28 protein-coding genes and 1 riboswitch are annotated in these 23,157 nt (G+C 29.5%); all 28 genes read left to right on the forward strand.

Annotated features, from left to right (window positions below):
• Positions 1 to 12: 12 nt before the first annotated feature.
• The 28 genes from IC173_RS10450 to IC173_RS10585 all read left to right on the forward strand — a co-directional run bounded on the left by IC173_RS10450 (position 13) and on the right by IC173_RS10585 (position 23,150).
• Positions 13 to 957 carry an ornithine cyclodeaminase gene (locus tag IC173_RS10450; protein WP_227483448.1) on the forward strand — a complete coding sequence of 315 codons (945 nt, stop codon included), beginning with the start codon at positions 13 to 15 and terminating at the stop codon, positions 955 to 957.
• Positions 958 to 1,046: 89 nt separating this feature from the next.
• Complete coding sequence (locus tag IC173_RS10455) at positions 1,047 to 1,454, forward strand: sugar 3,4-ketoisomerase (RefSeq protein WP_227483447.1); 408 nt, start codon at positions 1,047 to 1,049, stop codon at positions 1,452 to 1,454.
• Between the two features lie 81 nt (positions 1,455 to 1,535).
• Entirely contained in the window at positions 1,536 to 2,627 is a 1,092-nt protein-coding gene (locus IC173_RS10460) for a DegT/DnrJ/EryC1/StrS family aminotransferase (protein ID WP_227855504.1), read from the forward strand.
• Positions 2,628 to 2,935: 308 nt separating this feature from the next.
• Positions 2,936 to 3,026: riboswitch (cyclic di-GMP riboswitch) on the forward strand.
• Positions 3,027 to 3,430: 404 nt separating this feature from the next.
• Positions 3,431 to 3,748, forward strand: a complete 318-nt coding sequence (flgB, locus tag IC173_RS10465) for a flagellar basal body rod protein FlgB (RefSeq protein WP_227483445.1) — start codon at positions 3,431 to 3,433, stop codon at positions 3,746 to 3,748.
• A gap of 7 nt (positions 3,749 to 3,755) precedes the next feature.
• A complete protein-coding gene (gene flgC, locus IC173_RS10470) occupies positions 3,756 to 4,160 on the forward strand; it encodes a flagellar basal body rod protein FlgC (RefSeq protein WP_038811378.1) in 405 nt (134 codons plus the stop codon).
• Positions 4,161 to 4,169: 9 nt separating this feature from the next.
• The gene (fliE, locus tag IC173_RS10475) at positions 4,170 to 4,487 is read left to right on the forward strand and encodes a flagellar hook-basal body complex protein FliE (RefSeq protein ID WP_227434668.1); all 318 of its coding nucleotides are present in this window, start codon (positions 4,170 to 4,172) and stop codon (positions 4,485 to 4,487) included.
• A 24-nt stretch (positions 4,488 to 4,511) separates the two neighbouring features.
• Complete coding sequence (gene fliF / locus IC173_RS10480) at positions 4,512 to 6,062, forward strand: flagellar basal-body MS-ring/collar protein FliF (RefSeq protein WP_227483443.1); 1,551 nt, start codon at positions 4,512 to 4,514, stop codon at positions 6,060 to 6,062.
• A gap of 12 nt (positions 6,063 to 6,074) precedes the next feature.
• Positions 6,075 to 7,145 (forward strand): flagellar motor switch protein FliG, encoded by a 1,071-nt coding sequence (gene fliG, locus IC173_RS10485; protein ID WP_227855505.1) that lies wholly within the window; start codon positions 6,075 to 6,077, stop codon positions 7,143 to 7,145.
• Positions 7,129 to 7,869: a FliH/SctL family protein gene (locus tag IC173_RS10490; protein ID WP_227483441.1), complete on the forward strand. Its 741-nt coding sequence runs from the start codon at positions 7,129 to 7,131 to the stop codon at positions 7,867 to 7,869. Before fliG ends, IC173_RS10490 begins: the two co-directional genes overlap by 17 nt.
• A gap of 3 nt (positions 7,870 to 7,872) precedes the next feature.
• Positions 7,873 to 9,192 (forward strand): flagellar protein export ATPase FliI, encoded by a 1,320-nt coding sequence (gene fliI / locus IC173_RS10495; protein ID WP_227434672.1) that lies wholly within the window; start codon positions 7,873 to 7,875, stop codon positions 9,190 to 9,192.
• A gap of 28 nt (positions 9,193 to 9,220) precedes the next feature.
• Positions 9,221 to 9,670, forward strand: a complete 450-nt coding sequence (gene fliJ, locus IC173_RS10500) for a flagellar export protein FliJ (protein ID WP_227483440.1) — start codon at positions 9,221 to 9,223, stop codon at positions 9,668 to 9,670.
• Between the two features lie 28 nt (positions 9,671 to 9,698).
• Positions 9,699 to 10,901 (forward strand): flagellar hook-length control protein FliK, encoded by a 1,203-nt coding sequence (locus tag IC173_RS10505; protein WP_227434674.1) that lies wholly within the window; start codon positions 9,699 to 9,701, stop codon positions 10,899 to 10,901.
• A gap of 17 nt (positions 10,902 to 10,918) precedes the next feature.
• Positions 10,919 to 11,527: a flagellar hook capping FlgD N-terminal domain-containing protein gene (locus tag IC173_RS10510; RefSeq protein WP_227434675.1), complete on the forward strand. Its 609-nt coding sequence runs from the start codon at positions 10,919 to 10,921 to the stop codon at positions 11,525 to 11,527.
• Between the two features lie 26 nt (positions 11,528 to 11,553).
• A complete protein-coding gene (locus tag IC173_RS10515; protein ID WP_227483438.1) occupies positions 11,554 to 12,540 on the forward strand; it encodes a flagellar hook-basal body complex protein in 987 nt (328 codons plus the stop codon).
• A gap of 12 nt (positions 12,541 to 12,552) precedes the next feature.
• Positions 12,553 to 12,756 carry a flagellar FlbD family protein gene (locus IC173_RS10520; RefSeq protein ID WP_054268815.1) on the forward strand — a complete coding sequence of 68 codons (204 nt, stop codon included), beginning with the start codon at positions 12,553 to 12,555 and terminating at the stop codon, positions 12,754 to 12,756.
• Positions 12,756 to 13,574, forward strand: coding sequence for a motility protein A (locus IC173_RS10525; protein WP_227434677.1), 819 nt, complete (start codon positions 12,756 to 12,758; stop codon positions 13,572 to 13,574). The genes IC173_RS10520 and IC173_RS10525 overlap by 1 nt, the downstream gene beginning before the upstream one ends.
• The gene (locus tag IC173_RS10530) at positions 13,564 to 14,259 is read left to right on the forward strand and encodes an OmpA family protein (RefSeq protein WP_227855506.1); all 696 of its coding nucleotides are present in this window, start codon (positions 13,564 to 13,566) and stop codon (positions 14,257 to 14,259) included. The genes IC173_RS10525 and IC173_RS10530 overlap by 11 nt, the downstream gene beginning before the upstream one ends.
• A gap of 11 nt (positions 14,260 to 14,270) precedes the next feature.
• Entirely contained in the window at positions 14,271 to 14,714 is a 444-nt protein-coding gene (gene fliL, locus IC173_RS10535; RefSeq protein WP_227434679.1) for a flagellar basal body-associated protein FliL, read from the forward strand.
• A 14-nt stretch (positions 14,715 to 14,728) separates the two neighbouring features.
• Positions 14,729 to 15,103 carry a flagellar biosynthetic protein FliO gene (locus IC173_RS10540; RefSeq protein WP_227434680.1) on the forward strand — a complete coding sequence of 125 codons (375 nt, stop codon included), beginning with the start codon at positions 14,729 to 14,731 and terminating at the stop codon, positions 15,101 to 15,103.
• Complete coding sequence (gene fliP / locus IC173_RS10545) at positions 15,104 to 15,769, forward strand: flagellar type III secretion system pore protein FliP (RefSeq protein ID WP_227434681.1); 666 nt, start codon at positions 15,104 to 15,106, stop codon at positions 15,767 to 15,769.
• Positions 15,770 to 15,781: 12 nt separating this feature from the next.
• Positions 15,782 to 16,051 (forward strand): flagellar biosynthesis protein FliQ, encoded by a 270-nt coding sequence (gene fliQ / locus IC173_RS10550; protein WP_009888090.1) that lies wholly within the window; start codon positions 15,782 to 15,784, stop codon positions 16,049 to 16,051.
• A gap of 11 nt (positions 16,052 to 16,062) precedes the next feature.
• Complete coding sequence (locus tag IC173_RS10555; protein WP_227855507.1) at positions 16,063 to 17,877, forward strand: fused FliR family export protein/FlhB family type III secretion system protein; 1,815 nt, start codon at positions 16,063 to 16,065, stop codon at positions 17,875 to 17,877.
• Between the two features lie 8 nt (positions 17,878 to 17,885).
• Positions 17,886 to 19,961: a flagellar biosynthesis protein FlhA gene (gene flhA / locus IC173_RS10560; RefSeq protein ID WP_227434683.1), complete on the forward strand. Its 2,076-nt coding sequence runs from the start codon at positions 17,886 to 17,888 to the stop codon at positions 19,959 to 19,961.
• Positions 19,939 to 20,952, forward strand: a complete 1,014-nt coding sequence (gene flhF / locus IC173_RS10565; RefSeq protein ID WP_227434684.1) for a flagellar biosynthesis protein FlhF — start codon at positions 19,939 to 19,941, stop codon at positions 20,950 to 20,952. Before flhA ends, flhF begins: the two co-directional genes overlap by 23 nt.
• Positions 20,949 to 21,827 carry a MinD/ParA family protein gene (locus tag IC173_RS10570; RefSeq protein ID WP_227483433.1) on the forward strand — a complete coding sequence of 293 codons (879 nt, stop codon included), beginning with the start codon at positions 20,949 to 20,951 and terminating at the stop codon, positions 21,825 to 21,827. The genes flhF and IC173_RS10570 overlap by 4 nt, the downstream gene beginning before the upstream one ends.
• Before the next feature lie 13 nt (positions 21,828 to 21,840).
• Positions 21,841 to 22,542 carry a sigma-70 family RNA polymerase sigma factor gene (locus IC173_RS10575; protein WP_227434686.1) on the forward strand — a complete coding sequence of 234 codons (702 nt, stop codon included), beginning with the start codon at positions 21,841 to 21,843 and terminating at the stop codon, positions 22,540 to 22,542.
• A gap of 15 nt (positions 22,543 to 22,557) precedes the next feature.
• Positions 22,558 to 22,980, forward strand: coding sequence for a flagellar protein (locus tag IC173_RS10580; protein ID WP_227483432.1), 423 nt, complete (start codon positions 22,558 to 22,560; stop codon positions 22,978 to 22,980).
• Complete coding sequence (locus tag IC173_RS10585; protein ID WP_227434688.1) at positions 22,965 to 23,150, forward strand: flagellar protein; 186 nt, start codon at positions 22,965 to 22,967, stop codon at positions 23,148 to 23,150. Before IC173_RS10580 ends, IC173_RS10585 begins: the two co-directional genes overlap by 16 nt.
• Positions 23,151 to 23,157 lie beyond the last annotated feature (7 nt).

A 23,157-nucleotide genomic window follows, 5' to 3' on the forward strand; every position in this document is an offset into this window, starting at 1 on the left:
AGCATGGTAGATATGAAGTTAATAACTCATGAACAAATTATGTCATTGAATATATCTCAGAAGCAAGGATATGAGTGGATAAAAGAATCATTTTTAACAAAAAAAGATTGTCAGTTACCACCAAAAATAAGTATGGTAGAACAAGGGCATGTATTTTACAATGTAATGCCATCTTTAAATCATAATCATATGATTGGTGGAATAAAAATGGTTACAAGATTGCCAGGAAGAAATCCAAGTTTAAATTCAGATATATTTCTATATGATATGAAGAATGCGAAACTAAAGGCTATTTTAGATGGTAATTATATTACAGCATTTAGAACTGCTGCCGTGGCTGCTCTAGCGATTGATACTTTTGCTAAAAAAGACTTTAATACTATTGCTATTATGGGGTTAGGAGTAACTGCTTCTTCTATAATGAATATGCTTTTGTATACCCTTAAAAATAGAAATATAAATATAAAGTTGCTTAGATATAAAGACCAAGCACAGTCGTTTGTACAAAAATATAAGGATAATGACCAGTTTAGTTTTAAGATATGTGATACACATAAAGAACTCATTATGGATTCAGATGTGGTAATTTCAACTGTTACGTATACAGATGAATACCTTTCAGAATTTGAATGGTTTAAAAAAGGTGCTTTACTATTACCTGTACATGTTATGGGCTTTGGAAATGTAGATTATTTATTTGATAAAGTATATTTAGACGATTATAATCATTTGAAACATCTGGAAAATATAGATAAATACAAGTATTCATGTGAATTTCATGATGTTCTAAGTAAACAAGCACAAGGAAGAGAACTTGATGACGAGAGAATAGTGTCTTACAATATAGGCCTATCAATACATGATATATTATTTGCAAGTAAAATCTATGAATTATGTGAAACTCTAAATTGTGAGGAGATAGACTTAAAAGAGCCAAAGGACAAATATTGGATGTAGTATATTTTTTATTAACGAGAATTTATTGTAAATTAAAATATGAAGTAATATCTTATTAAAAAGTTATTATAAACAGGGTAGGGACATTTATGGAAAAGTACAATTTAATTAAGTTTGAATCTATTGGAAGTGAGGACGTAGGAAGTTTAATTGCATTAGAATCAAATAAGGCTATACCTTTTGATATAAAGAGAGTGTATTACATATATGATGTACCACATCGTGTAAGGAGAGGTTTTCATGCTCATAAAACCTTAGAGCAAGTGTTAGTTTGCCTAAATGGAAGTGTTAAGATAAGATGTTTTGATGGTGTGAGAGATACAACCATTGTTCTAAATAGAAATGATGTGGGACTGTATATAGGACCAGGGGTATGGCGTGAAATGTTTGATTTTGATGAGAAAACTGTTTTAATTTCAATAGCTTCTGAATACTATAATGAAGATGATTATATCAGAGATTATGAAGAGTTTTTAAAATACATAGATATTATCTAGTTACTATGCATACAGATATCTTATTAATTAAATGAATTTAGCATAGCCACATAGATAATAGATAGATAAGGGTGTAACTTTATGTTAGTTAAGTTTAATAATTTATTAGAACAATTTAAAATCCATAAAGAAGAATATGAAAAGAAGGTTATGGATGTAATGGAAAGTGGATATTATATCCTTGGAAAAGAAGTAAAGTACTTTGAAGAAGAATTTGCTAGATATGTAGGTAGCAAATATTGTGTAGGTTTAGCTAGTGGTTTAGATTCACTGATAATTGCATTTAGAGCATTAGGGATAGGTAAAGGCGATGAAGTAATAGTGCAATCAAATACATATATTGCTAGTGTCATGGGAATAAGTATAAATGGAGCTAAACCAGTATTTGTAGAACCTAACGAGTATTATAATATAGACTCATCTAAGATAGAAAAAAAGATAAATAGTAAGACAAAAGCTATATTAGTAGTACATTTATATGGTCAGGCAAGTAAAATGAAAGAGATACAAGAATTATGTGAAAAATATAATTTGTATTTAATTGAAGATTGTGCTCAATCTCATGGAGCTAAATATGATGGAAAAATGACAGGGACATTTGGAGATGTAGGATGTTTTAGCTTTTATCCAAGTAAAAATTTAGGTGCATTTGGAGATGCAGGTGCTATTGTAACGAGCAATAAAGAAATAGCTGATAAAGTGAAAGTGTTTAGAAATTATGGTTCAGAAAAGAGATATCATAATAAATTTGTTGGATATAATTCAAGATTGGATGAAATTCAGGCAGGTTTGTTAAGAGTAAAACTTAAATATCTTAATGAAATTGAAAATGAAAAGTCAAAAATCGTACATAGATATCTTAATGAAATTAACAATTCAAAAGTTATACTTCCAAAAATAGAAAAGAACTGTACACATGTATGGCATTTATTTGTTTTACAAGTTGAAAAACGAGAGACATTTATGAAATACTTAAATAAAAATGGTATAGAGTCTATAATACATTATCCTATACCACCTCATTTATCTGAAGCATATTCTTATTTGGGATATAAAAAGGGAAGTTTTAATATAGCTGAGAATTATTCGAATAAAGTTGTTAGTATACCTTTATTTGTTGGTATGAAAGATGAAGAAGTTAGCTATGTAATTAAAATTATAAATGAATATTAAATGAATTGTAATAATACCATAAATAAATTTTTTGTGTATAGTTTATTTAAGATTCGTTAATTAATATTTTTAGATATTGATATATTATATAAATAAAATTGAAATATATGGAAAAATATACAATAAAGATGAGATTTGTCTTATATTTTTCTAAAATAAAAATATTTTCAGATAATTTATTATAAAATTGTAGAATATAGTATTTATAATCTGTATAATTAATAATAACTAAGTTTTTAAAATAAAATGTTTAAGTATACATAAAAAAAATATTTAAAAAAATTGTTATTTATTGTATACTTAAATTAAAACTAAATAGGCAAAACTAGATAAATCTAGTGACGCAAAGCTATAGGGGCTAAGGTTTGTATATACGAACTATGTCAGCCAGTTGCCAAAAAGAATCCTAAGTATACTGTATATGTAGAATTAGTCGAAAATGACTGCCTTTTTGGCAGTCATTTTGTTGCTAAAGTTCACTTTATTACAGTAGAAAATATAAATTCTAACATATTTTACCAAGTATAAGTAAAAATAAAAATGCACTATCTAGAAAAGTTGCTATTTTACAAAAAAGAGCAACTTTACGTAGAAATATTTAAATACATATTAAAATTTTTTTTTATTTTCATTGAGGTTAATTAAAAAAAGATTTGTTTTATTACTAAAAAATAAATCGTTATATTGAATATAATAGAAATGTAATAAATTTAGATGGGTAAAGAAGTCATTTTTTGTAATATAGCAACTTCAACTTTAATCACTAAATATAGTAGATAAATATATTTTGAGGAGGAGTGAGTATGAATACATATGACATTATAAAAATGGGATTAGATGCAACTAATCTAAGAAGTCAGGCAATAGCGAATAATATAGCAAATATAAATACTGAAGGCTACAAAAAACATTACGTAACTTTTGAAGAAACATTAAATGATGCCATACCTAAAATAGAAGAAAAAACAGACAATTCCAAGGGATTAAGAGTGGATGGAAATAATGTGGATATAGAAGAAGAAAAAGTAAATCAAGCAATGACAACGTTACAATACAATGCTTTGATAGGTTTTGCAAATGGTAAAATAGCAATGACCAAATCAATAATAAGTGGGAGGTAATTAGAAGATGAGTGTGTTCAGTGGAATGGAGATCTCTGCTAGTGGTTTAACAGCAGAAAGCTTGAAAATGGATATCATATCATCTAATGTAGCTAACATAAACGCTACAAGAGGTCCAAATGGAGAAGCATACAGAAGAAAAATTGTTTCCTTTGAAGAAAACTATGATAACAAATTAGGTATGCTAGGAGTAAAAGTCACATCTGTTGAAGATGATAAATCACCTCTTAAAGAAGTATATGACCCATCTCATCCAGATGCAAAGCCAAATGGATACGTAGAATATCCAAATGTAAATATATTGGTTGAAATGACAGATTTAATAACAGCTTCACGAGCATATGAGTCTAATATAGATACATTAAATGCTCAGAAGTCTATGATAGCAAAAGCACTGGAAATAGGAAAGTAGGGATAAATTATGCCAATTACACAAATTAACAATTTAATGCAAGGTGCAAAGTTAGATAATTTAATTGGAGAAACAAAACCATTAAATTTTAATAATAAAGAAGAAAAAAAGAATTTCGAAGATGTAATAATGGACACTATAGATAAAGTCAATTTTCAGCAAGTTACAGCAGATAATATGAAAGAAAAATTTATAAAAGGCGAAGATGTTTCTATGCATGAAGTTATGTTAAAAGGTCAAGAAGCACAACTATCTATGCAATATTTAATAGAAGTTAGAAATAAGATTCATGATGCATATCAAGAAATGAATAAAGTACAAATTTAGCCTTTTGAACAGGAGTAATAATCAATGATAGCCAGTTTTAAAAATAAGATTAAGGAGCAAGTTGCTAAATCTAGGACAAAAATAAGTTCTCTAAAAAAGGGAACTAAGATAGCATTAGGTATAGGGATTGTTGCTATATGTTTAGCGCTAGTATTTACAGCAATATCTGCAAGCAAAAATAAGTATGCAGTCTTATTTTCAGAACTAGATGTTCAAGATGCTGCAGATATATCAGCAGAATTAGAGTCTAGAAAGATAGATACCAAGGTAAAAGGAAGTACAATTTATGTTCCTAGAACAGAAGTTGATAAGTTGAGATTAGAGTTAGCTCCAAGTTTGACAAGTGGTTCTAAAGGATTTGCACTTATGGATGATAGTTCATCAATAGGTCTTACTGATGAAGAGTTTCAAATTAAGAAGCAACGAATGATACAAGGAGAAATAGAAAAAACAATTAAGAGTTTTCCTCAGGTGGAAGATACTAGAGTACATATAACATTTGGTGAGTCTTCTGTATTTGAGAAGGAAGCTGTTCCAGGAAGTGCAGCAGTTTATTTGATGCTAAAGCCAGGAACTACTTTAGAGAAAAATCAAATAAAATCTGTTATGGCACTTGTATCAGGAAGTGTTACAAATATACCAGAGAAAAATGTTCAAGTTATTGATAATAAAATGAACTTATTATCTGAAGGCATCTTAGATGATGAAGAAGTTGATGAAAACAATCAATCGATAAATGGTGCTATTAGTATTGATAAAAATAAGGCATCTGAGCAGGCACTAAATAAACAATTAGAAAAATCTATTTTAGACATGTTAGAACCAATATTTGGTACCGGAAAAGTAAAAGCTACAGTAAATGCTGATTTGAGTTTTGATACAGCTGAAAAAACTGAAATAAAAATTGACCCTGATAAAGTTGCTATAAAGGAAACCAGGTCAAAAAATTCATCTAAATCTGCGACAAATAATGTCCAAGGTGTAGATGCTAATATGAATAACCAAGGAAATAAAAATGGTACTAATACAGAAGATAGTTTGGATGAGAGTTTTGAATATGAAACAGGTAAGATTGAAACTCATACTATAGTTGCGCCTGGAGAACTTAAAAGATTGACAGCTTCTGTTGCTATAGATGGAAAAATAGCTAAAGGTGTTCAAGCTGATGTGGAAGATATTGTTAATAATGCTATAGGCATGGATGGAGTTAGGGGAGATACTCTTAGCGTTGTTTCAATGGTATTTGACCCTAAAGGTAAGGCAGAAGCTAAACAAGAAATGGAAGATATTAAAAAAGAAGGATTCAAAAACAATATAATAAAAGCAGTTGTTGGAGTAATAGCAGTTGTTGCAGTAGGTGTTATTGGATACTTGATATATAAAAAGAGAAGCGAACAAGAAGATATGGATTATGAAGATGAAGTTTATAGTACTAATTCTAATTCTATTGATAAGAAAGATAATCCTCTATTAGGGGATGACCCAGAATTGACATTAGAGGAAGCTGTTAAAATGTATGCAGAAGAAAAACCAGACCAAGTCACAGAGATAATAAAAACTTGGTTAAATGAGTAAGGGGGATAGAAAGTGTCCGCGGAAATTACAAATGTTAGTGCGTTTGATTTAAGTGATATAAGTGAAAATGATAAGAAAGAGAAGGTAGAAGGTGAAGGTTTAAAAAAAGCCGCTGTACTGTTAATGACATTAGGTCCAACTGTGGCTAGTGATATAATAAAAAGTCTACCAGATAAACAAGTTCAAAAAATAGGTTTGGAAATTGCAAATATTTCTTCAATAGCTTCAAAAGAAAGAAGAGAAATATTAAAAGAGTTTGTAGAAATAAATAAAGCGAAAGATTATGTTATAGAAGGCGGGCTTGAATATGCCAAAGAATTGTTAAGTAATGCTCTGGGAAATGCCAAAGCAAGTAAATTACTTGAAGGTATATCAATAGATACAAGTACAAAACCTTTTAAACATATTATAAAACTAGATGTAAGGAAGATATTAGAAATACTTAGAAATGAAAGTGCACAGACTATAGCTATTTTACTTGCACATATGGAACCTGAAAATGGTGCAGAAGTTTTAGCTTATTTAGATTTTGATTTACAAAATGAAGTAGCTATGAGAATAAGTTCAATGGGTTCAATATCTCCAGATGTTATAAGTGTAATTGAAAGCTCATTAGAGGATAAATTACATTCAATAAGTGGTGAAGATTTTAAAGACTATGGAGGAATATCTACATTAGTTCAAATATTACTTAATTCTGATAGAAAAACAGAAAAGAATATTTTAAATACTATTGAAGAAAAAGACCCAGCCTTAGCAGCTCAAATTAAATCTAATATATTTGTATTTGAAGATATTGTCAAGTTAGATGATATAAGCATACAGAAAGTACTGAAAGAAGTAACTATGAAGGATTTAGTATATGCTTTAAAAGGTGTGGATGATGAAATATCAGATGCTATATATAGAAACCAATCTTCTAGAGCAGCAGAAGCACTTAAAGAAGAAATGGAAATGGTTGGTGTCATAAAGGTTACTCAGGTTGAAGGTGCTCAACAAAAAATAGTAAGTATTGTAAGGAAACTTGAAAGAGAAGGTGCCATAACTATTGTAAGGAATTTTGGTGATGACTTTGTCGAATAATAAAATTATTAAAAGTAAAAAAGCATCATATAAAGGAGTGCTGGACTTATCTATAATAGATAAAGCTAGATTGGGAGAATCAAATATAAACGAGGATAATGATTGTAGATTTAGAGATGAAGTAATAAAAGAAGCTATAGAATCTGCTGAGATAAAAAAGAATGAGATATTGGAAGAAGCAAAAATAAACGCACAAAATATAGAAAAGCAAGCATATGAAAAAGGATATAGTCAAGGTCAGAAAAATGGATATGAGGATGGATATAAAGAGTCGTATAATGAGTATACCCAAAAAGCTAAAGATGAAGCAGATTCTATAAGAAATCAGGCAAATTTAATCTTATTACAAGCTAATGAGAAAATGACTGAGTACATAAAAGAAAAAAATAAAGAGATTATAAGACTTGCTATCAATATGGCTAGTTCTGTTCTAAAAAAGCACTTTGAAGATGAAAAATCTATGAGTGATTTGTTAAAGCAAATTATTCAAGATTATGAAGGAAGTAGTTCATTCATAGTAAGATGTAATTCTTTCTATAAAGATAATATAGAGAAAGAGTTTGAATTATTCAAAGAAGAAACATCATTAAAGTCGAGTGTATTTGTTATTGCAGATGATAGTATAGATAAAGGAAATGCTATTATACAAAAGGAAAATGGAAGAATAATAGTTGGTATTGATTGTGCTATGGAAAAACTAAAAGAAGAATTGCTTGGTGAATAAATTATGTATAAAACTGATATATCTATAGATTTTGACAAAATAAATAAGAAAATAGAAAATTTAGAACTCACTATATCAGAAGGTAGAGTTAAGAAGATAATAGGACTTACTGTAGAAGTTGAAGGAATAAAAGCTTTTGTTGGAGAGTTATGTGTTATATATAATCAAGTCAATAAGCCAGTGAATTGTGAGGTAGTAGGATTTAAAGATAAAGAAGTAATATTAATGGCATTAGGAGAGTTAACATTAATATCACCTGGTTGTAAAGTTATTTCTAAGGGGATACCTCTAAGTGTTATGTGTAGTGATAATTTACTAGGTAAAGTACTTGATGGTCTTGGAAATCCTATAGATAACTCAGAAGTTGTTTTAGGAGATAGATACAACTTGAATAATGAACCTCCTGACCCAATGAAGAGAAAAAAGATACGAAATATAATGGAAACAGGTGTAAGAGCAATAGACGCATTTACTACTTGTGGTGAAGGACAGAGAATAGGAATATTTGCAGGAAGTGGAGTAGGTAAGAGTACAACGCTAGGTATGATTGCTAGAAATGCAAAAGCTGATGTGAATGTAATTGCCCTTGTTGGAGAAAGAGGAAGAGAAGTATTAGACTTTATTGATAAAGACTTAGGTGAAGAGGGAATGAAAAAATCTGTTGTTGTATGCGCAACATCAGATAAAGCACCATTAGTTAGACTTAAAGGTGCCCTTACAGCCACTGCAATAGCCGAATACTTTAGAGACCAAGGGAAAAAGGTAATACTTATGATGGATTCTGTGACTAGATTTGCTATGGCGCAAAGAGAAGTAGGAATAGCCATAGGAGAGCCACCAGCACAAAAAGGATATACACCATCTGTATTTGCAATTTTACCAAAACTCATGGAGAGAACAGGGACATCAGATAAAGGCTCTATAACCGCTTTTTATACAGTATTAGTTGATGGAGATGATTTTAATGAGCCAATAGCAGATACTACAAGAGGAATACTTGATGGTCATATAGTTCTATCTAGAGATTTAGCTAACAAGAATCATTATCCTTCTATAGATGTTTTAAATAGTTTAAGTAGACTTATGAATGAAATTGCTTCAAAAGAAGATATAAAAGTAGCATCATTTGCAAGAGATATGCTCTCTGAATATAGAGAAGCAGAAGATTTGATAAATATAGGTGCATATGCTTCAGGTACCAATAAAAAAATAGATGAAGCAATCTATTATCATGAGCATATTATCAATTTTTTAAAACAAGGGATAAATGAAAAGAGTTCTTTTAACGAAACTATAAGTAGTTTGAAAAGAATATTTGAATAAATAACTTAAAAAAATATTTGAATAGGTTGTGATAGAGTTGGATAAGAACTTTAAGTTTAGATTGCAGAAGGTTTTAGACTTAAAAATGAAAGATGAAGAGAAGATAAAAATGGAATTTGCTAAGATTCAACAAAAAAAAATAGATATAGAAAATAATTTAGAAAACCTGGAAAGTAATTATATCAAGTATTCAATAAGTAAAAATAATGATAGTATTCAAAATCAAAAAATAACTATTAACTATTTGTTAGCTTTAAATAACTCTATAAAAGATTTATCAGAGGAATTGGACAAGTCAACAAATGAACTTGAAAAGGCTAGAAAACAACTTATAGATAAGCAGATAGAAAGAAAATCATTAGAAAAACTAAAAGAAAAAAAATATGGCCAATATTATAAAGAAGAAAATTTAAAAGAACAAAAAACTAATGATGAGTTTGCAAGCATGAGTTATTTGAGAAAGAGACAAGTTCTATAAGAAGAGTAGGAAGTGAGGATATTATTGTATGAAGATACAAGCAGATTCTTATAATGTTATCAAAGATATTGGGAGTAAAAAGAGTTCATCCAAGAATAAAGATGTGAAAAATGATAAATTTGAAGATAATCTATATAAGGCAACAGACAATAGGAAAGTTGAAGACAAAAAAGAAACAAGTAATCAAAATATCAGCTCAAATAAATCAGAAGATAGTGATAATGAGTGTCATTCAGATGTAGATAAAAGTAATCACTTAGAGGATGAAAGTACATATGAAAAAGATTGTAGTAAGAATAATGAGATTTTACAACAATTATTGACTCTTTTAAAAAATAATAATGAAAAAGATAAAGATATAAATTCTATATTGAATGGTATGGAAAAACTAAACATATCGGATGAATTGAAACAAGGGCTTAAACTTAATAAAAATATATTGAATAATATTGTAAAGCAAAATGCAGAGTTAAATAAGGCTGACATGAATAACTATAATGATATGCAAAATTTAGACATGATGAAGTTAAGAGAGTTTTTAGATAATAATGTTAATGAAAACTTTGAAGTAATTAGTAAAACTACAGAGGATGATAATAAAAGCATAGATTTATACAACTTTGATAGTAATAGAATGGATAACCTTAATTCAAATAAGAAAAGAGATGATAACTCTGATATTTTGGAAAAACTAGCAGGTATTAATGGAAATAAAAGTGGAAACTTTGGTCAAGTAATAAATAAAAGCATGGATATAAACAAAGTTAAAAATGATAATGTTGACTTAAAACATATAGAATCAAATGTTATGGATGATTCTATCAAAGCTATTAAACATATGAAAACAAATGACATCCAAGAATTAACAATTAGATTAAGGCCAAAAGAATTGGGAGATATGAACATACAATTATTGAAAGATAACGAAAGTATGAAAGCTGTTGTGACTGTTTTTAATAAAGACGTATTTGACTCTATAAATAAAAATATAACAGATTTAAAGCAACATCTTGAACTTACGAATGTAAATATAAAAGATGTATCTGTGCAAATGCATAGTGATAATAGAAGTACATCAGATACTTTTGATAAAGCATTTGAACAACAGAATAGACAAAATAACCAAGAAAATATGAATAAGCAAAATACAAATAATAAGCGTAACAATATGGTCATAGAAGATGAAATTAAAGAAAATATTGATGATGATAGAGTAGATTTATTAGCTTAATAAGGGGGAAATACTGTATGTATGGAGTGGCAACAGCTTTAGCAGGGGTTCAAGGAAACTATAGGTCAAATAACTTGAGCCAACTTGAAAGAAATATTAATGATATTGCTAATAAACAAGTTCGAAGTAAAGGAAATCAGACAGTAACAGATAATGGAACTCCAATTATAGGACAGGGTGATGATGCTGATAAAGACTTGTTTATGAAAATACTTGTAGCACAAATGGGTAATCAAGACCCAATGAATCCACAAGACCCAACAGAGTATGTATCACAATTAGCTCAGTTTGCAACTTTAGAAAAGATGTCAGCTATGAACGACAAGCTAGATATACTCTTAGCTTTAAGTAACTCTACTCTAATAAACTCTGCTTTGAGTATGGCAACGTCATTAATTGGTAAAGAAGTAGAAGTATCCGGAGAAGAGAAGGAAGATGAAAACATTGTAGGTGTAGTAAAGTCTACATATATAAAAGATGGAGAGGTACACTTAGAACTGAAAGTAGATGGTAGTGATAAAACTGTAGATGTTAAATATGAAAAATTACTTAAAATAGGAGAAGTAGATACAACTTCAGGAGAAGAAAATAACCCACCAGAGCAAGAATCTCCTGAACAAGAATAATATTAAATTAGAAAAGAGGTAAATTCATGATAAAAGCGATGTATTCAGGTGTAAGTGGAATGAAAGCAAATCAAACTAAACTAGATGTAATAGGTAACAATGTAGCAAATGCTGGGACTACTGCTTTTAAGAAAAGTTCAGCTAGAATAACAGATTCATTTTATCAAACTGTACTATATGCAAGTGCTCCAACAGCTGCATTAGGGGGAACAAACTTAGGACAAGTAGGTGTAGGTAGTAAGATATCAAGTATAAATAAAGATATGACACAAGGAAATGTACAGCCAACTAATAGACCATCAGATTTAATGATAGATGGAGATGGGTATCTTCCAGTAGTAAGGCAAGGTACAGTTATGTATACAAGAGATGGTTCTTTTAACTTAGATACAGGATTTAAAGCAACAGCTGGACCTCTGAACGGTGTCAAAGGTGGAAGACTTGTAAATGGAGATGGGTATATGTTACAAGGTGAGGTTTATAAGGGTACATATAATGCTACTACTGGTGAATTTACTAAAAATGCTACTGCAGAAGGAAAAGAACCCATTGTAATTCCTCTTCAAAGTATAAGTCCTAAAGATGGTACAGTACAAAATGTACTGGAGTACAATATATCAAAAGATGGAACAGTAGAATTTTTATTGAGTGATGGTCAAAGAACTCAGTTTGTGTATGATATTCCTGACAATTCTGAAGTAGGAAAAGTACCAAATCCTGCAATAGCAACTAATGATGGAAAACTTCAAAAAGTACAAACATATGTATTCCAAAATCCAGCAGGATTAGATGCAGAAGGAGGAAACTTATACAAGCCATCAGCAAACTCAGGAGACCCACAAATAGCAGGAGCTACAGGAACAATAATACAAGGAGCAATAGAAGCTTCCAATGTAGACATAGCAGAAGAATTTACAGAAATGATAATAGCAAGTAGGTCTTTCCAAGCAAACAGTAAAATAATATCTACATCAGATGAGATACTTCAAGAAATAATAAGTCTTAAGAGATAGTAGGTACATAGTATGATAAGAGTAACAGACTTAAACGGAAGAAGCTACATATTAAACTCAGACCTTATAGTAAGAATTGACTCCGTTCCAGAAAGTAGAATATTACTTACAACAGGAGAAAAAAATCTTGTAAAAGAGTCTGTAGATGAGATAGTAGATAAAGTGATAAAGTATAAAAGGAAAATAAATGTAGGTTATATTAGGAGCGAAAAGTAATGAAAAAAACAGATTCACTGACATTCATTGGACTAATATTATCTACAGTATTAGTTTTATTTGGAGCAGTAAAAGGAAGTAGTTCAGGATTAAAAAGTTTCTTTGATTTTTCATCAATATTAATAACAGTATTTGGGTCATTTGGAGCGTTGATGATTACATTTACTATTGATGACATGAAACTTATAAAAAATGCATTACAATACTCATTTAAAACAACAAGTATATCAAGATTAGACTTATTGAATCAATTTAAAGCACTTTCAAAAAAAGCAAGAAGAGAAGGTCTTTTGTCAATAGAAAGTGATGTAATGAAAATACAAGACCCATTTATGAAAAAAGGATTAGAGTTATGTATTGATGGTCTGGAAGTCAATGAAATAAGGTCTATATTAGAATTAGAGATAGATTCTGTTGAAGATACAAATAACAGATATTCAAAGATATTTAAAACTTGGGGAACATTTGCACCTGCATTTGGAATGTTAGGGACTCTAATCGGTCTTATACAAATGCTATCTGACCTTACGTCACCAGATTTGATTGCTTCTGGTATGGGAAAGGCGTTAATTACAACATTTTATGGTTCTCTACTTGCAAATATTGCTTTAAATCCAATTGCATATAACATAGATGAAAAAACGGAAAAAGAAGTTTACATAAAAGAGATGATGCTGGAAGGTATAATAAGCATACAATCTGGTGAAAGCAGTATAGTAGTTGAGGAACGTTTAGCGACATACCTTTCAAAAACTGAAAAATTACAGTTTATGAAATCCAATAAAAATACAGAAAGAGCAATGAGTAATGGCGCGTAGAAAAAATAAAAAAAAAGATGAGATAAATCCAGATGCATGGTTGGCCACTTATGCAGACACAATAACTCTAATTCTTACATTTTTTGTACTTCTATATGCAACATCAGTTGTAGATATGGAAAAATTTAAAAATATATCAAATGCATTAAAAGGTCAGTTTTCTGGAGTAAGTATGTTTAACACAGGTTCAAGTACAAGTGCGAAGTCTCCAATAGATAGTGGTTTAGTGGATAAAAATGATAAGTCAGATTTAGAACAAGATTTAAAAGATAAGGTTAATAATTCTAACCTGCAAAATAGTGTAACAGTTAAGGATGATAGTAGAGGGATTTTATTAGAGTTAGATGACTCAATCTTATTTGACTCTGGGAGTTCGGAGTTAAAAGTTGATAGTAAAGCTACTCTAAATAAAGTATATGACATGATAAAAATGATGAAAAATAAGATAGTTATAGAAGGTCATACTGATAATGTACCTGTAAAATCAAGTACACATGAGTCCAATTGGGATTTATCTTCTAGTAGAGCAGTAAGTGTTGTAAGATACTTTGTAGAAGAAAAGGGCATGGACCCTAAATTGTTTTCAGCAACAGGATGTGGAGAGTATCAACCTTTAGTTTCAAATGATACAGCAAAGGGAAGAGCTGAAAATAGAAGAGTTAATATACTTATAACTATCGACTAGGAGGAAGAGTTTTGTTCAAAAATAAAAAAATTATTCTAATTATTTTGATACTGATTGTTTTCTCAGCAGGAGCAGGGTTTTTTATATTAGGTAAAGGTGGAAGTGGACAAATTGATAAGATTATAGGTTTGTTTATTCCAACAGGAAAAGCTAAAGATGAAATAAAGACAGAAAATCTTGATTTAGAAGAAATGGTATTGAAGCTAGCTGATGAAGGTGTAAGATATTTAAAGGTGTCAATAACTGTATCTTATGATGCTTCATATAAAGATATAGAAAAAAATACACCTTTAATTAGAGATAATATTATAAATTGCCTTATGGCAAAAAGAGCAGATGATTTTGCTGCTGAAAACCTAAATAATATAAAAGATGAAATAAAAAATACTTTAAATACAAATTTAGGTGGAAATGTAATACAAAGCATATATTTCACAAATATAGTAGTACAATAAAAGGATGGTAAGACATGATACTTTATTTATTAAAGATATTAATATGTATTCCAATAATTTTAATATTGATAGTCTTATCTTTAAAAATTAGCCAGGGAACTTTATTAAAAAAATACAATGACAAATATGTAAAAATACTAGACATTGTAAGTATAAATAAAAACAATAGCATAATAATTTTAAAAGTAGGTGAAGAAGGATGTATTATTGCATCTTCTTCAGCTAGTATGAATAAGATAAAAGATTTGACCAAAGAAGAAATATCAAAAATAGAAGATGACATTAAAGAGAGAAATTTTAAAATCCAAGATTTTAAAATGGAAAAAATCAAAGCAAAATATGATTTCAGTAGATATATTGGAAAATTTACAAAAAAGGAAGATAAGTAAATGGAACTATTATCAAAATTACCTTTGGCTGACGTACCATATACAAGTTCAATGCAATTGTTTTTATTTCTAACGGCATTAATGTTTTTGCCATTTGTAATGTTCATGATGACAAGCTTTGTTAGAATAGTCATAAGTTTATCATTTTTGAAATCAGCATTAGGAGCACAACAAGCAATTCCAAGTCAAGTTTTGGTAGGGCTTGCGATAGTATTGACAATATTTATAATGAGGCCAGTATTAAATGAAATAAACGAAAAGGCATTACAACCATATATGAAAGAAGATATTACTATGGAAAAAGCCATGAAAGAAGCAGAAGTACCTATTAAAGAGTTTTTACTAAAGCAAACTAGACAAACTGACTTAGATTTATTTGTAGAACAAGCAGGGTTAAAAGAAAAAAAATTAACTCGTGAAAATATACCCTTATCTGTTGTAGTTCCAGCTTTTGCAATAAGTGAACTAAAAACTGCTTTTCAAATAGGTTTTTTAATATACATACCATTTTTGATAATAGACCTTGTTGTAGCAAGTGTTTTAATGTCTATGGGAATGTTTATGTTACCTCCAGTTATGATATCATTACCATTTAAGTTGTTATTATTTGTAATGGTGGATGGATGGAACTTGATAGTAAAAACATTGATATTGGGATTTGGATAGGAGAAAAATAATATGAGCGAATTTATGATAATGAGTGTTCTTAAAAATGGTATGTTTACAGGAGCTATGATTGCAGCTCCAGTACTTATTGTTTCTCTTGTAGTTGGACTTTTAATAAGTGTATTTCAAGCTACAACTCAAATCCAAGAGCAAACTTTGACATTTGTACCAAAACTAATAGCAATTCTTTTGGTAGTAGCTATTGGTGGAAGCTGGATGTTACATACTCTTATTAGTTTTACTTCTGAGATATTCAATATGATGTCTCTTATAACTAAGTAAGTAGGATACATATGATTTTTGTATTTATTAGAATAGTAGCCTTCTTTGGAACATTGAGAATGCTATTTCCAGCTGGTACGCCTGCTTTATTTAAGTCACTCTTTGCAATCATTATATCAATATTGATTTCAAGTACTATGCAAATTGGATATGTAACAAATATAGACAATATTGTAATGTTTACTTTATATGGTATAAATGAGACTATAACAGGGATTATTCTTGGATATATAACGAATCTATGTTTTTACAGTATCAGAATGGCAGGTTCTATGATGGACCAACAGATGGGATTATCAATGATTAATATGTTTGACCCAAACTCAATGACTCAAACAACTCTAATTGATAATCTTATGAACTGGACAGCAATTATGATATTTTTTAGCATGGATGGTCACCATATTTTAATTCGAGGTATAAGGTATAGTTTTGAGTTAATTCCAATAGGAAAATCATTTGTAGATAATAATATAGATTATATAATAAACATATTTGTGCAGTGCTTTATAACTGGGTTTAAAATAGCAATACCTATTGTACTTTGTCTGCTTATGGCAGATTTTATATTAGGTCTTATATCAAGAAGTGTACCTCAACTAAACGTAATGATAGTTGGTATGCCATTAAAAATATTGGTTGGTATAGCATTATTTATCATATCAATACCTTTAATTGTCAACCAAATAAGTCATTTATTGAGTCAAATACCAAAGATGTATGAGGGAACTTTTGCACTAGCCCCTATGTTTTTTATGGGTTCAACAGACAAAACAGAAGACGCTACTCCAAAGAAAAGGGGAGAACAAAGAAAAAAAGGTAATATAGCAAAAAGTAGAGAATTACCTGTTGCAATGACCTTATTTGCATTCACTTTGTTAGTCCCTACATTATTTTCATATGTAGTGGACACACTTAAATCTTCACTCAATCATTTTTTAAGCGTGAATTTTTATATGAACATAAATTATTCAAACCTAGAAAACTTAATTATAGTAGGATTAATTGATTTTTTCAAGATATTTTTGCCAATAGCTATTCCATTTTTGGTCTTAGGTGTAGTAGCTAACCTATTTCAAGTGGGAATATTATTTACTGGGGAAACTTTGAAACCAAATTTATCAAAATTAAATCCAATTAGTGGATTCAAAAACATGTTTTCTATGAGAAGTTTATCAACTTTAATAAAGGATACAGCAATTATATCTGTCTTAGCTTACATAGGATATAAATTTTTTCAAGATAATTATTTAGATATCTTAAAACTAGGTAATATATACTTACCAACTTTAATGTATACAGTTAAAGACTTAGTATATTCCATATTAAGTAAAATTTGTATAGCTATGATAGTTATAGCAGTTGCAGATTATTTTTATCAAAGGTATAGTCATAAAAAACAACTGAGAATGACAAAACAAGAAGTTAAAGATGAATATAAAAACTCAGAAGGAGACCCAGAAATAAAAGCTAAGATAAAACAAAAACAAAGACAAATCTCATCTCAAAGGACTATGCAAGCAGTACCAAGCGCTACTGTAATAGTAACTAATCCAACTCACTTATCTATAGCAGTGAGATATGAAAAAGGGAAGGACCAAGCTCCAGTAGTAGTGGCAAAAGGTGCAGACTATTTAGCTTTTAAAATAAGGGAAATCGCAAAGGGAAATGACATCCCAATAATAGAAAATAAACCCATCGCTAGGTTGTTATATAAGCAAGTAGAAATAGACCAAGAAATTCCAGAGGACATGTATCAAGCTTTTGCAGAGATATTAGTAGCAGTATATAAAATCAAAAATAGATACAAAGTCCCAAAAAGGTAGGATAAGTAATGAATAAGTTTAATCTAAAAGAACATATGGACGTAATAGTGGCTTTTGGTGTTGTAGGAATTGTTCTTATGATGATAGTGCCATTACCTACATTTATATTAGATATTTTACTGGCAATTAACATAAGTTTATCTGTGCTAATTTTATTAATGACATTATTTACAACAAATGTACTTGATTTATCTATATTTCCAACAGTGTTACTTGTTACAACACTATTTAGATTGGGATTAAATCTTTCATCAACTAGATTAATTTTAACTCAAGGATACGCAGGTGAAGTTATAGAGGCATTTGGAAGTTTTGTTGTAGGTGGAAATTACGTAGTAGGGATAATTATATTCCTAATTATATTAATTGTTCAATTTGTCGTTATAACTAATGGTTCTGGAAGAGTATCTGAAGTAACAGCTAGATTTACGTTAGATGCCATGCCAGGGAAGCAGATGAGTATAGATGCAGATTTAAATGCAGGAGTTATAGATGACAAAACTGCTAGAAAAAGAAGAAAAGAACTCCAACAAGAAGCTGATTTTTATGGTTCTATGGATGGTGCAAATAAGTTTGTAAAAGGAGATGCTATAGCAGGTCTTATAGTAACAGCAATAAATATAATAGGAGGAATTGTAATAGGAGCTGTAATGCTAAACATGACTCTTATGGGTGCAGCTCAGACTTATGTAAGACTTACTATAGGTGATGGACTTGTAAGCCAGATACCAGCTCTACTAATATCCACATCAGCTGGTATAATCGTAACAAGAGCTTCGACTGATGAAAACTTTGGTGACTTAGTAGGTAAGCAATTAACAGCAATACCAAAAGCAGTAATGATGACTGGTTGTGTTTTAATTATACTTGGTATGATGCCTGGATTACCCAAGCCAGCGTTTTTTTCACTGGGAATAGGTGCAATAGCAGCAGGTTACTTCTTAGGAAGAGAAAAGAAGGATACCTTAGAAGATTTAGATTTTGAAAAACCTGATATGGTAAATCCAGACAAAAACGAAGTAGAAGATGTAACAAACTTAATAAATGTAGAAGCTATAGAAGTAGAAATTGGATATGGCTTAATATCTTTAGCTGATGAATCAGCAGGAGGAGATTTACTTCAGAGAATAGCATCAATAAGAAGACAATGTGCCATAGACATGGGTATAGTTGTACAACCTATAAGAATAAGAGATAATTTACAACTAAATCCAAACCAATATAACATAAAGATAAAAGGTAATGTAGTTGGTGGATATGAGATAATGCCTAATATGGTTTTATGTATGGACCCTATGAATCAAGGTTTTAATATATTTGGAATAAAGACAATTGAGCCTACTTTTGGAATAGAGGCACTTTGGATAGAAAGTGATAAGGTAGAAGATGCAGAGTTAAAAGGTTATACAGTTGTAGATTCATCCACAATACTTATAACCCATTTACTAGATATAATAAAATCCAATGCACATGAGTTACTGGGAAGACAAGAAGTTAAGACTATTATAGATGCAGCAAGAGAAAATTATAGTGCTGTAGTTGATGAGTTGATACCAGACTTAATGACACTTGGTGAAGTTCAAAAAGTACTTAAAAATCTGTTGAGAGAAAAAGTAAATATAAAGGATAGGGTTACAATCCTTGAAACACTTGCAGACCAGTCCAGAAACACAAAAGACATAGAGCTTCTTACTGAATATGTGAGAATAGCTTTAGCTAGAAGTATTTGTACGAATTTGGTGGATGAAGATAAGTCAATTGTAGTGGCTACATTATCTCCAGAAACAGAGGAATTGGTATCTAATAATTTACAAAGGTCTGTAAATGGAACTTATCCAGCTGTTGACCCAGAAAACACAAACAAAATATTTGAGAGTATACAAGATGTAATAGGTAATGTATATTTCAATCATAATATACCAGTAATAGTAGTATCACCAAAGATAAGAGCACCATTTAGAAAACTAGTTGAGATTGTATATCCTAATTTGACTGTACTATCATTAAATGAAATACCTAATGATGTTAAAATCAAAGCAGAAGGTGTGGTGAGCATATATGATGACGAAAAAGTATACAGCTAATACAATTCAGGATGCTATGAATCTAGCCAAAATGGAATTGGGTGACAATATTACATTAATAGATAAAAAAGAAGTAAGAAAATCTGGAATACGAGGTATTTTTTCAAAGAGAGATATCGAATTAACTGTTGGATGGGAAAAGAGAGATAATGTAGAACAAAATGACTTGAAACGAGAAGTAGAACAATTAAAGTCAATTATAAGTAATATGGGGTTTGATAATAAGAATGACAATGATATAGATAAAATATGTAAGAACCTACTAAATCTAGAGTTAAATGAAGAAATTGTAGAGTCCATAAGAACTGACTTACAAGAAATGAAGTTCAATGGAATTGATACAAGTAAAAATTTAGTAGAAAGTCTAAAGAAAAAGATTAAAATAGAAAATCCAACGATAAATGGGAAAATCGCTCTAGTTGGACCACCAGGAGTAGGTAAGACAACTACAATAGCAAAGTTAGCCGCAAAATTAGTATTTGAGGAAAATAAAAAAGTAGGTGTAATAACTATAGATACCTATAGAATTGGCGCTGTGGAGCAGTTAAAGATATATACTGACATAATGAATATTCCTTTTAAAGGAGTAATAAGCCCTGATGAGATGGAGTTGGCACTTGATGAGATGAAAGATTGTGATGTTGTATTAATAGATACTACAGGTAGAGGATATAAAAATTCTATGCAAATATTAGAAATCAAAAATCTCATAGATAAAGCTGAAACTGATAATATACACTTAGTTTTGAATTGCACAACAAGAGAAAATGATACAAAAGCAATTATAGATTCATATAGAAATGTGAACTTTAAAAGCTTAATAATTACAAAGCTGGATGAAACAATCACATATGGTTCCATCTTTAACATAGTGAATTATGCACAAAAACCAATATCGTATATTACAATAGGGCAAAGTGTTCCTGATGACATTATAAAACCTAATGAAGATAAGATTATAAGATTACTATTAGGAGTTGAAAGTATATGATTGACCAAGCTCAAATCTTGAGAAAGATGGCAATAGAAAAAAGAGGACTTGATGAATTTATAGTGGAGAATGGGAATGCACCTAAGATAATTACAATAGCTTCTGGGAAAGGTGGTGTTGGAAAGAGTAATCTCGCTACAAATTTGTCTATCTGTTTGACTAGGCTTAATAAAAAAGTTCTTATATTAGATGCAGATATAGGAATGTCAAATATAGATATAATAATGGGTGTAAATGTAAAAGGTACGATAATTGATGTAATTAATGGAGAAAAAAATATAGAAGATATAATTTCACGTACTAAATATGGTGTGAATATAATTTCTGGAGGTTCTGCACTTAATCATATAGAAGATTTTACAGAAGCTCAAAGAAATAAGTTTATACATAGCATAGAACAGATTCATGATGTCGATTTTATAATAATTGACACAGGTGCTGGTATGAGTAAAAGTCTATTGTCATTTATATATTGTAGTACTGAATTTTTCTTAATAACAACTCCAGAACCAACATCATTAACTGATGCATATAGCTTACTAAAGGCCATAAGTAATTTTGGGATAAAGAGAAGTGCAAACATAATAATCAACAGGGTAATAAATTTAGAAGAAGCAAAATCTACATACAACAGAATAAAGATGGTTGTAGACAAATTTTTAAATCTTAATTTAGAGTTATATGGATATATAATAGATGATAAAAAAGTAGGAATATGTGTAAAAAAGCAGATACCATTTATTCTGGAATATCCTACAAGTAGCGCTTCAAAGTGTATTATATCTATAGCAAAGAGAATGGTAAGTCAGTCAAGAGAAGATATTGATGAGAATAAGGGTCTACTAAGAAAAATGTTTAGTATATTTAAAAGCTAAGGAGGCGTAGTTAATGAATAGAGAAGAATTAATAAAAGAGAATATGCCTCTTGTAAAGAGTATAGCAAGAAAATTTTTTATACCTGGGAAAGGCTTTGAATATCAAGATTTAGTAAATAGTGGAGTTATTGGATTGATTGATGCAATAAATAAGTTTGATGTTGAAAAAGGAGCAAAATTTTCTAGTTACTCTTATATAAAAATAAAATCAGCTATATTAGATGAAATTAGAAATCAAAGTCCAATCTCTAAGCATAATTTAACTAAAGTAAATAAATATAATAGAGTAGTAGAAAAATTGCAGGCTGAGTTATTAAGAGAGCCAACTTCATATGAAATTGCGAATGAATTAAATATTTCAGAAAAGGAACTTTATGATATCGAAAATAATATAGACATGCTAAATATTGTATCATTAAACCATGTAATCTTTGAAGATACAAATGAAACTGTACAAGATACAATAAGTGACAGAGATGAAGATATTCCAGCAAATGTAATAGAGGAAGAAGAAAAACTAGAAATTTTATCTCAAGCAATTTGTAATTTAAAGGAAAAGGAAAAATTAATACTTTCACTGTACTATTATGAAGATTTAAATCTAAAGGAAATAGGAAAAGTGCTAGGTGTTTCAGAATCAAGAGTTTCACAACTCCACAGAAAATCAATAAGAAACTTGAGAAGCAAAATAAAAGAACTTAAATATTCTATATAGATGGTGATTGATGTGATGATACAAATTATATTAATAGTAGTGTCTATTTTGATAATAGTAACTATAATAGCAAATTTACATAAGGAATCGAAAAACAAAGATAACAGGTACTTTGACAAAATATTTGAACAGGAATATGAGGCAAATGATAGATTGATAGTTGCAGAAAAAAGAAGATTCTTTTTAGATAAAGTACTTGCTGAAATAAGAAGTAATAATCATATAAAAGTTTATGAAAATTATAACTTAATAAAAACTAATGAAGAAAAAAAAGACAGTATCTTTATAGAATCAAGACAGGAAATAAAACAAGAAAATGAGCTATCTCTTAAAGTGAAACATCTTATAAATTCTGGTTATGATGATGTGGAAATATGCAAGATGCTACATATTGGAAAGGGTGAGCTGTCATTAATAAAGAGTTGTTACAAAATATAAGAATATTATTATTTGATAAAAAAGTACTTTTAGGAATAGGAATTGGTATATTAATATCGACTTTATGTATAATGCTTTTTAGTAATAATGATATGAGCAAAGCAGAGATAGAAAAAAAGGCCAGAGCATTAGGGATGAAATATTCAAGTGAGATGAAAGTTTTAGAATAAATAATCT

This window comes from Clostridioides sp. ES-S-0048-02 (assembly GCF_020658495.1).
Lineage (GTDB): Bacteria > Bacillota > Clostridia > Peptostreptococcales > Peptostreptococcaceae > Clostridioides.

Bases quoted from the DNA above. Each gene is read 5' to 3' on its own strand.
- flhA (WP_227434683.1), top strand. From the start codon at position 17,886: ATGAATAAGTTTAATCTAAAAGAACATATGGACGTAATAGTGGCTTTT.
- IC173_RS10580 (WP_227483432.1), top strand. From the start codon at position 22,558: ATGATACAAATTATATTAATAGTAGTGTCTATTTTGATAATAGTAACT.
- IC173_RS10570 (WP_227483433.1), top strand. From the start codon at position 20,949: ATGATTGACCAAGCTCAAATCTTGAGAAAGATGGCAATAGAAAAAAGA.
- IC173_RS10525 (WP_227434677.1), top strand. From the start codon at position 12,756: ATGAAAAAAACAGATTCACTGACATTCATTGGACTAATATTATCTACA.
- fliP (WP_227434681.1), top strand. From the start codon at position 15,104: ATGGAACTATTATCAAAATTACCTTTGGCTGACGTACCATATACAAGT.
- IC173_RS10460 (WP_227855504.1), top strand. From the start codon at position 1,536: ATGTTAGTTAAGTTTAATAATTTATTAGAACAATTTAAAATCCATAAA.
- flgC (WP_038811378.1), top strand. From the start codon at position 3,756: ATGAGTGTGTTCAGTGGAATGGAGATCTCTGCTAGTGGTTTAACAGCA.
- IC173_RS10520 (WP_054268815.1), top strand. From the start codon at position 12,553: ATGATAAGAGTAACAGACTTAAACGGAAGAAGCTACATATTAAACTCA.
- fliE (WP_227434668.1), top strand. From the start codon at position 4,170: ATGCCAATTACACAAATTAACAATTTAATGCAAGGTGCAAAGTTAGAT.
- IC173_RS10530 (WP_227855506.1), top strand. From the start codon at position 13,564: ATGGCGCGTAGAAAAAATAAAAAAAAAGATGAGATAAATCCAGATGCA.
- IC173_RS10505 (WP_227434674.1), top strand. From the start codon at position 9,699: ATGAAGATACAAGCAGATTCTTATAATGTTATCAAAGATATTGGGAGT.
- IC173_RS10555 (WP_227855507.1), top strand. From the start codon at position 16,063: ATGATTTTTGTATTTATTAGAATAGTAGCCTTCTTTGGAACATTGAGA.
- fliI (WP_227434672.1), top strand. From the start codon at position 7,873: ATGTATAAAACTGATATATCTATAGATTTTGACAAAATAAATAAGAAA.
- IC173_RS10490 (WP_227483441.1), top strand. From the start codon at position 7,129: ATGACTTTGTCGAATAATAAAATTATTAAAAGTAAAAAAGCATCATAT.
- fliQ (WP_009888090.1), top strand. From the start codon at position 15,782: ATGAGCGAATTTATGATAATGAGTGTTCTTAAAAATGGTATGTTTACA.
- IC173_RS10515 (WP_227483438.1), top strand. From the start codon at position 11,554: ATGATAAAAGCGATGTATTCAGGTGTAAGTGGAATGAAAGCAAATCAA.
- IC173_RS10575 (WP_227434686.1), top strand. From the start codon at position 21,841: ATGAATAGAGAAGAATTAATAAAAGAGAATATGCCTCTTGTAAAGAGT.
- IC173_RS10450 (WP_227483448.1), top strand. From the start codon at position 13: ATGAAGTTAATAACTCATGAACAAATTATGTCATTGAATATATCTCAG.
- IC173_RS10540 (WP_227434680.1), top strand. From the start codon at position 14,729: ATGATACTTTATTTATTAAAGATATTAATATGTATTCCAATAATTTTA.
- fliF (WP_227483443.1), top strand. From the start codon at position 4,512: ATGATAGCCAGTTTTAAAAATAAGATTAAGGAGCAAGTTGCTAAATCT.
- flhF (WP_227434684.1), top strand. From the start codon at position 19,939: ATGACGAAAAAGTATACAGCTAATACAATTCAGGATGCTATGAATCTA.
- IC173_RS10510 (WP_227434675.1), top strand. From the start codon at position 10,919: ATGTATGGAGTGGCAACAGCTTTAGCAGGGGTTCAAGGAAACTATAGG.
- flgB (WP_227483445.1), top strand. From the start codon at position 3,431: ATGAATACATATGACATTATAAAAATGGGATTAGATGCAACTAATCTA.
- IC173_RS10455 (WP_227483447.1), top strand. From the start codon at position 1,047: ATGGAAAAGTACAATTTAATTAAGTTTGAATCTATTGGAAGTGAGGAC.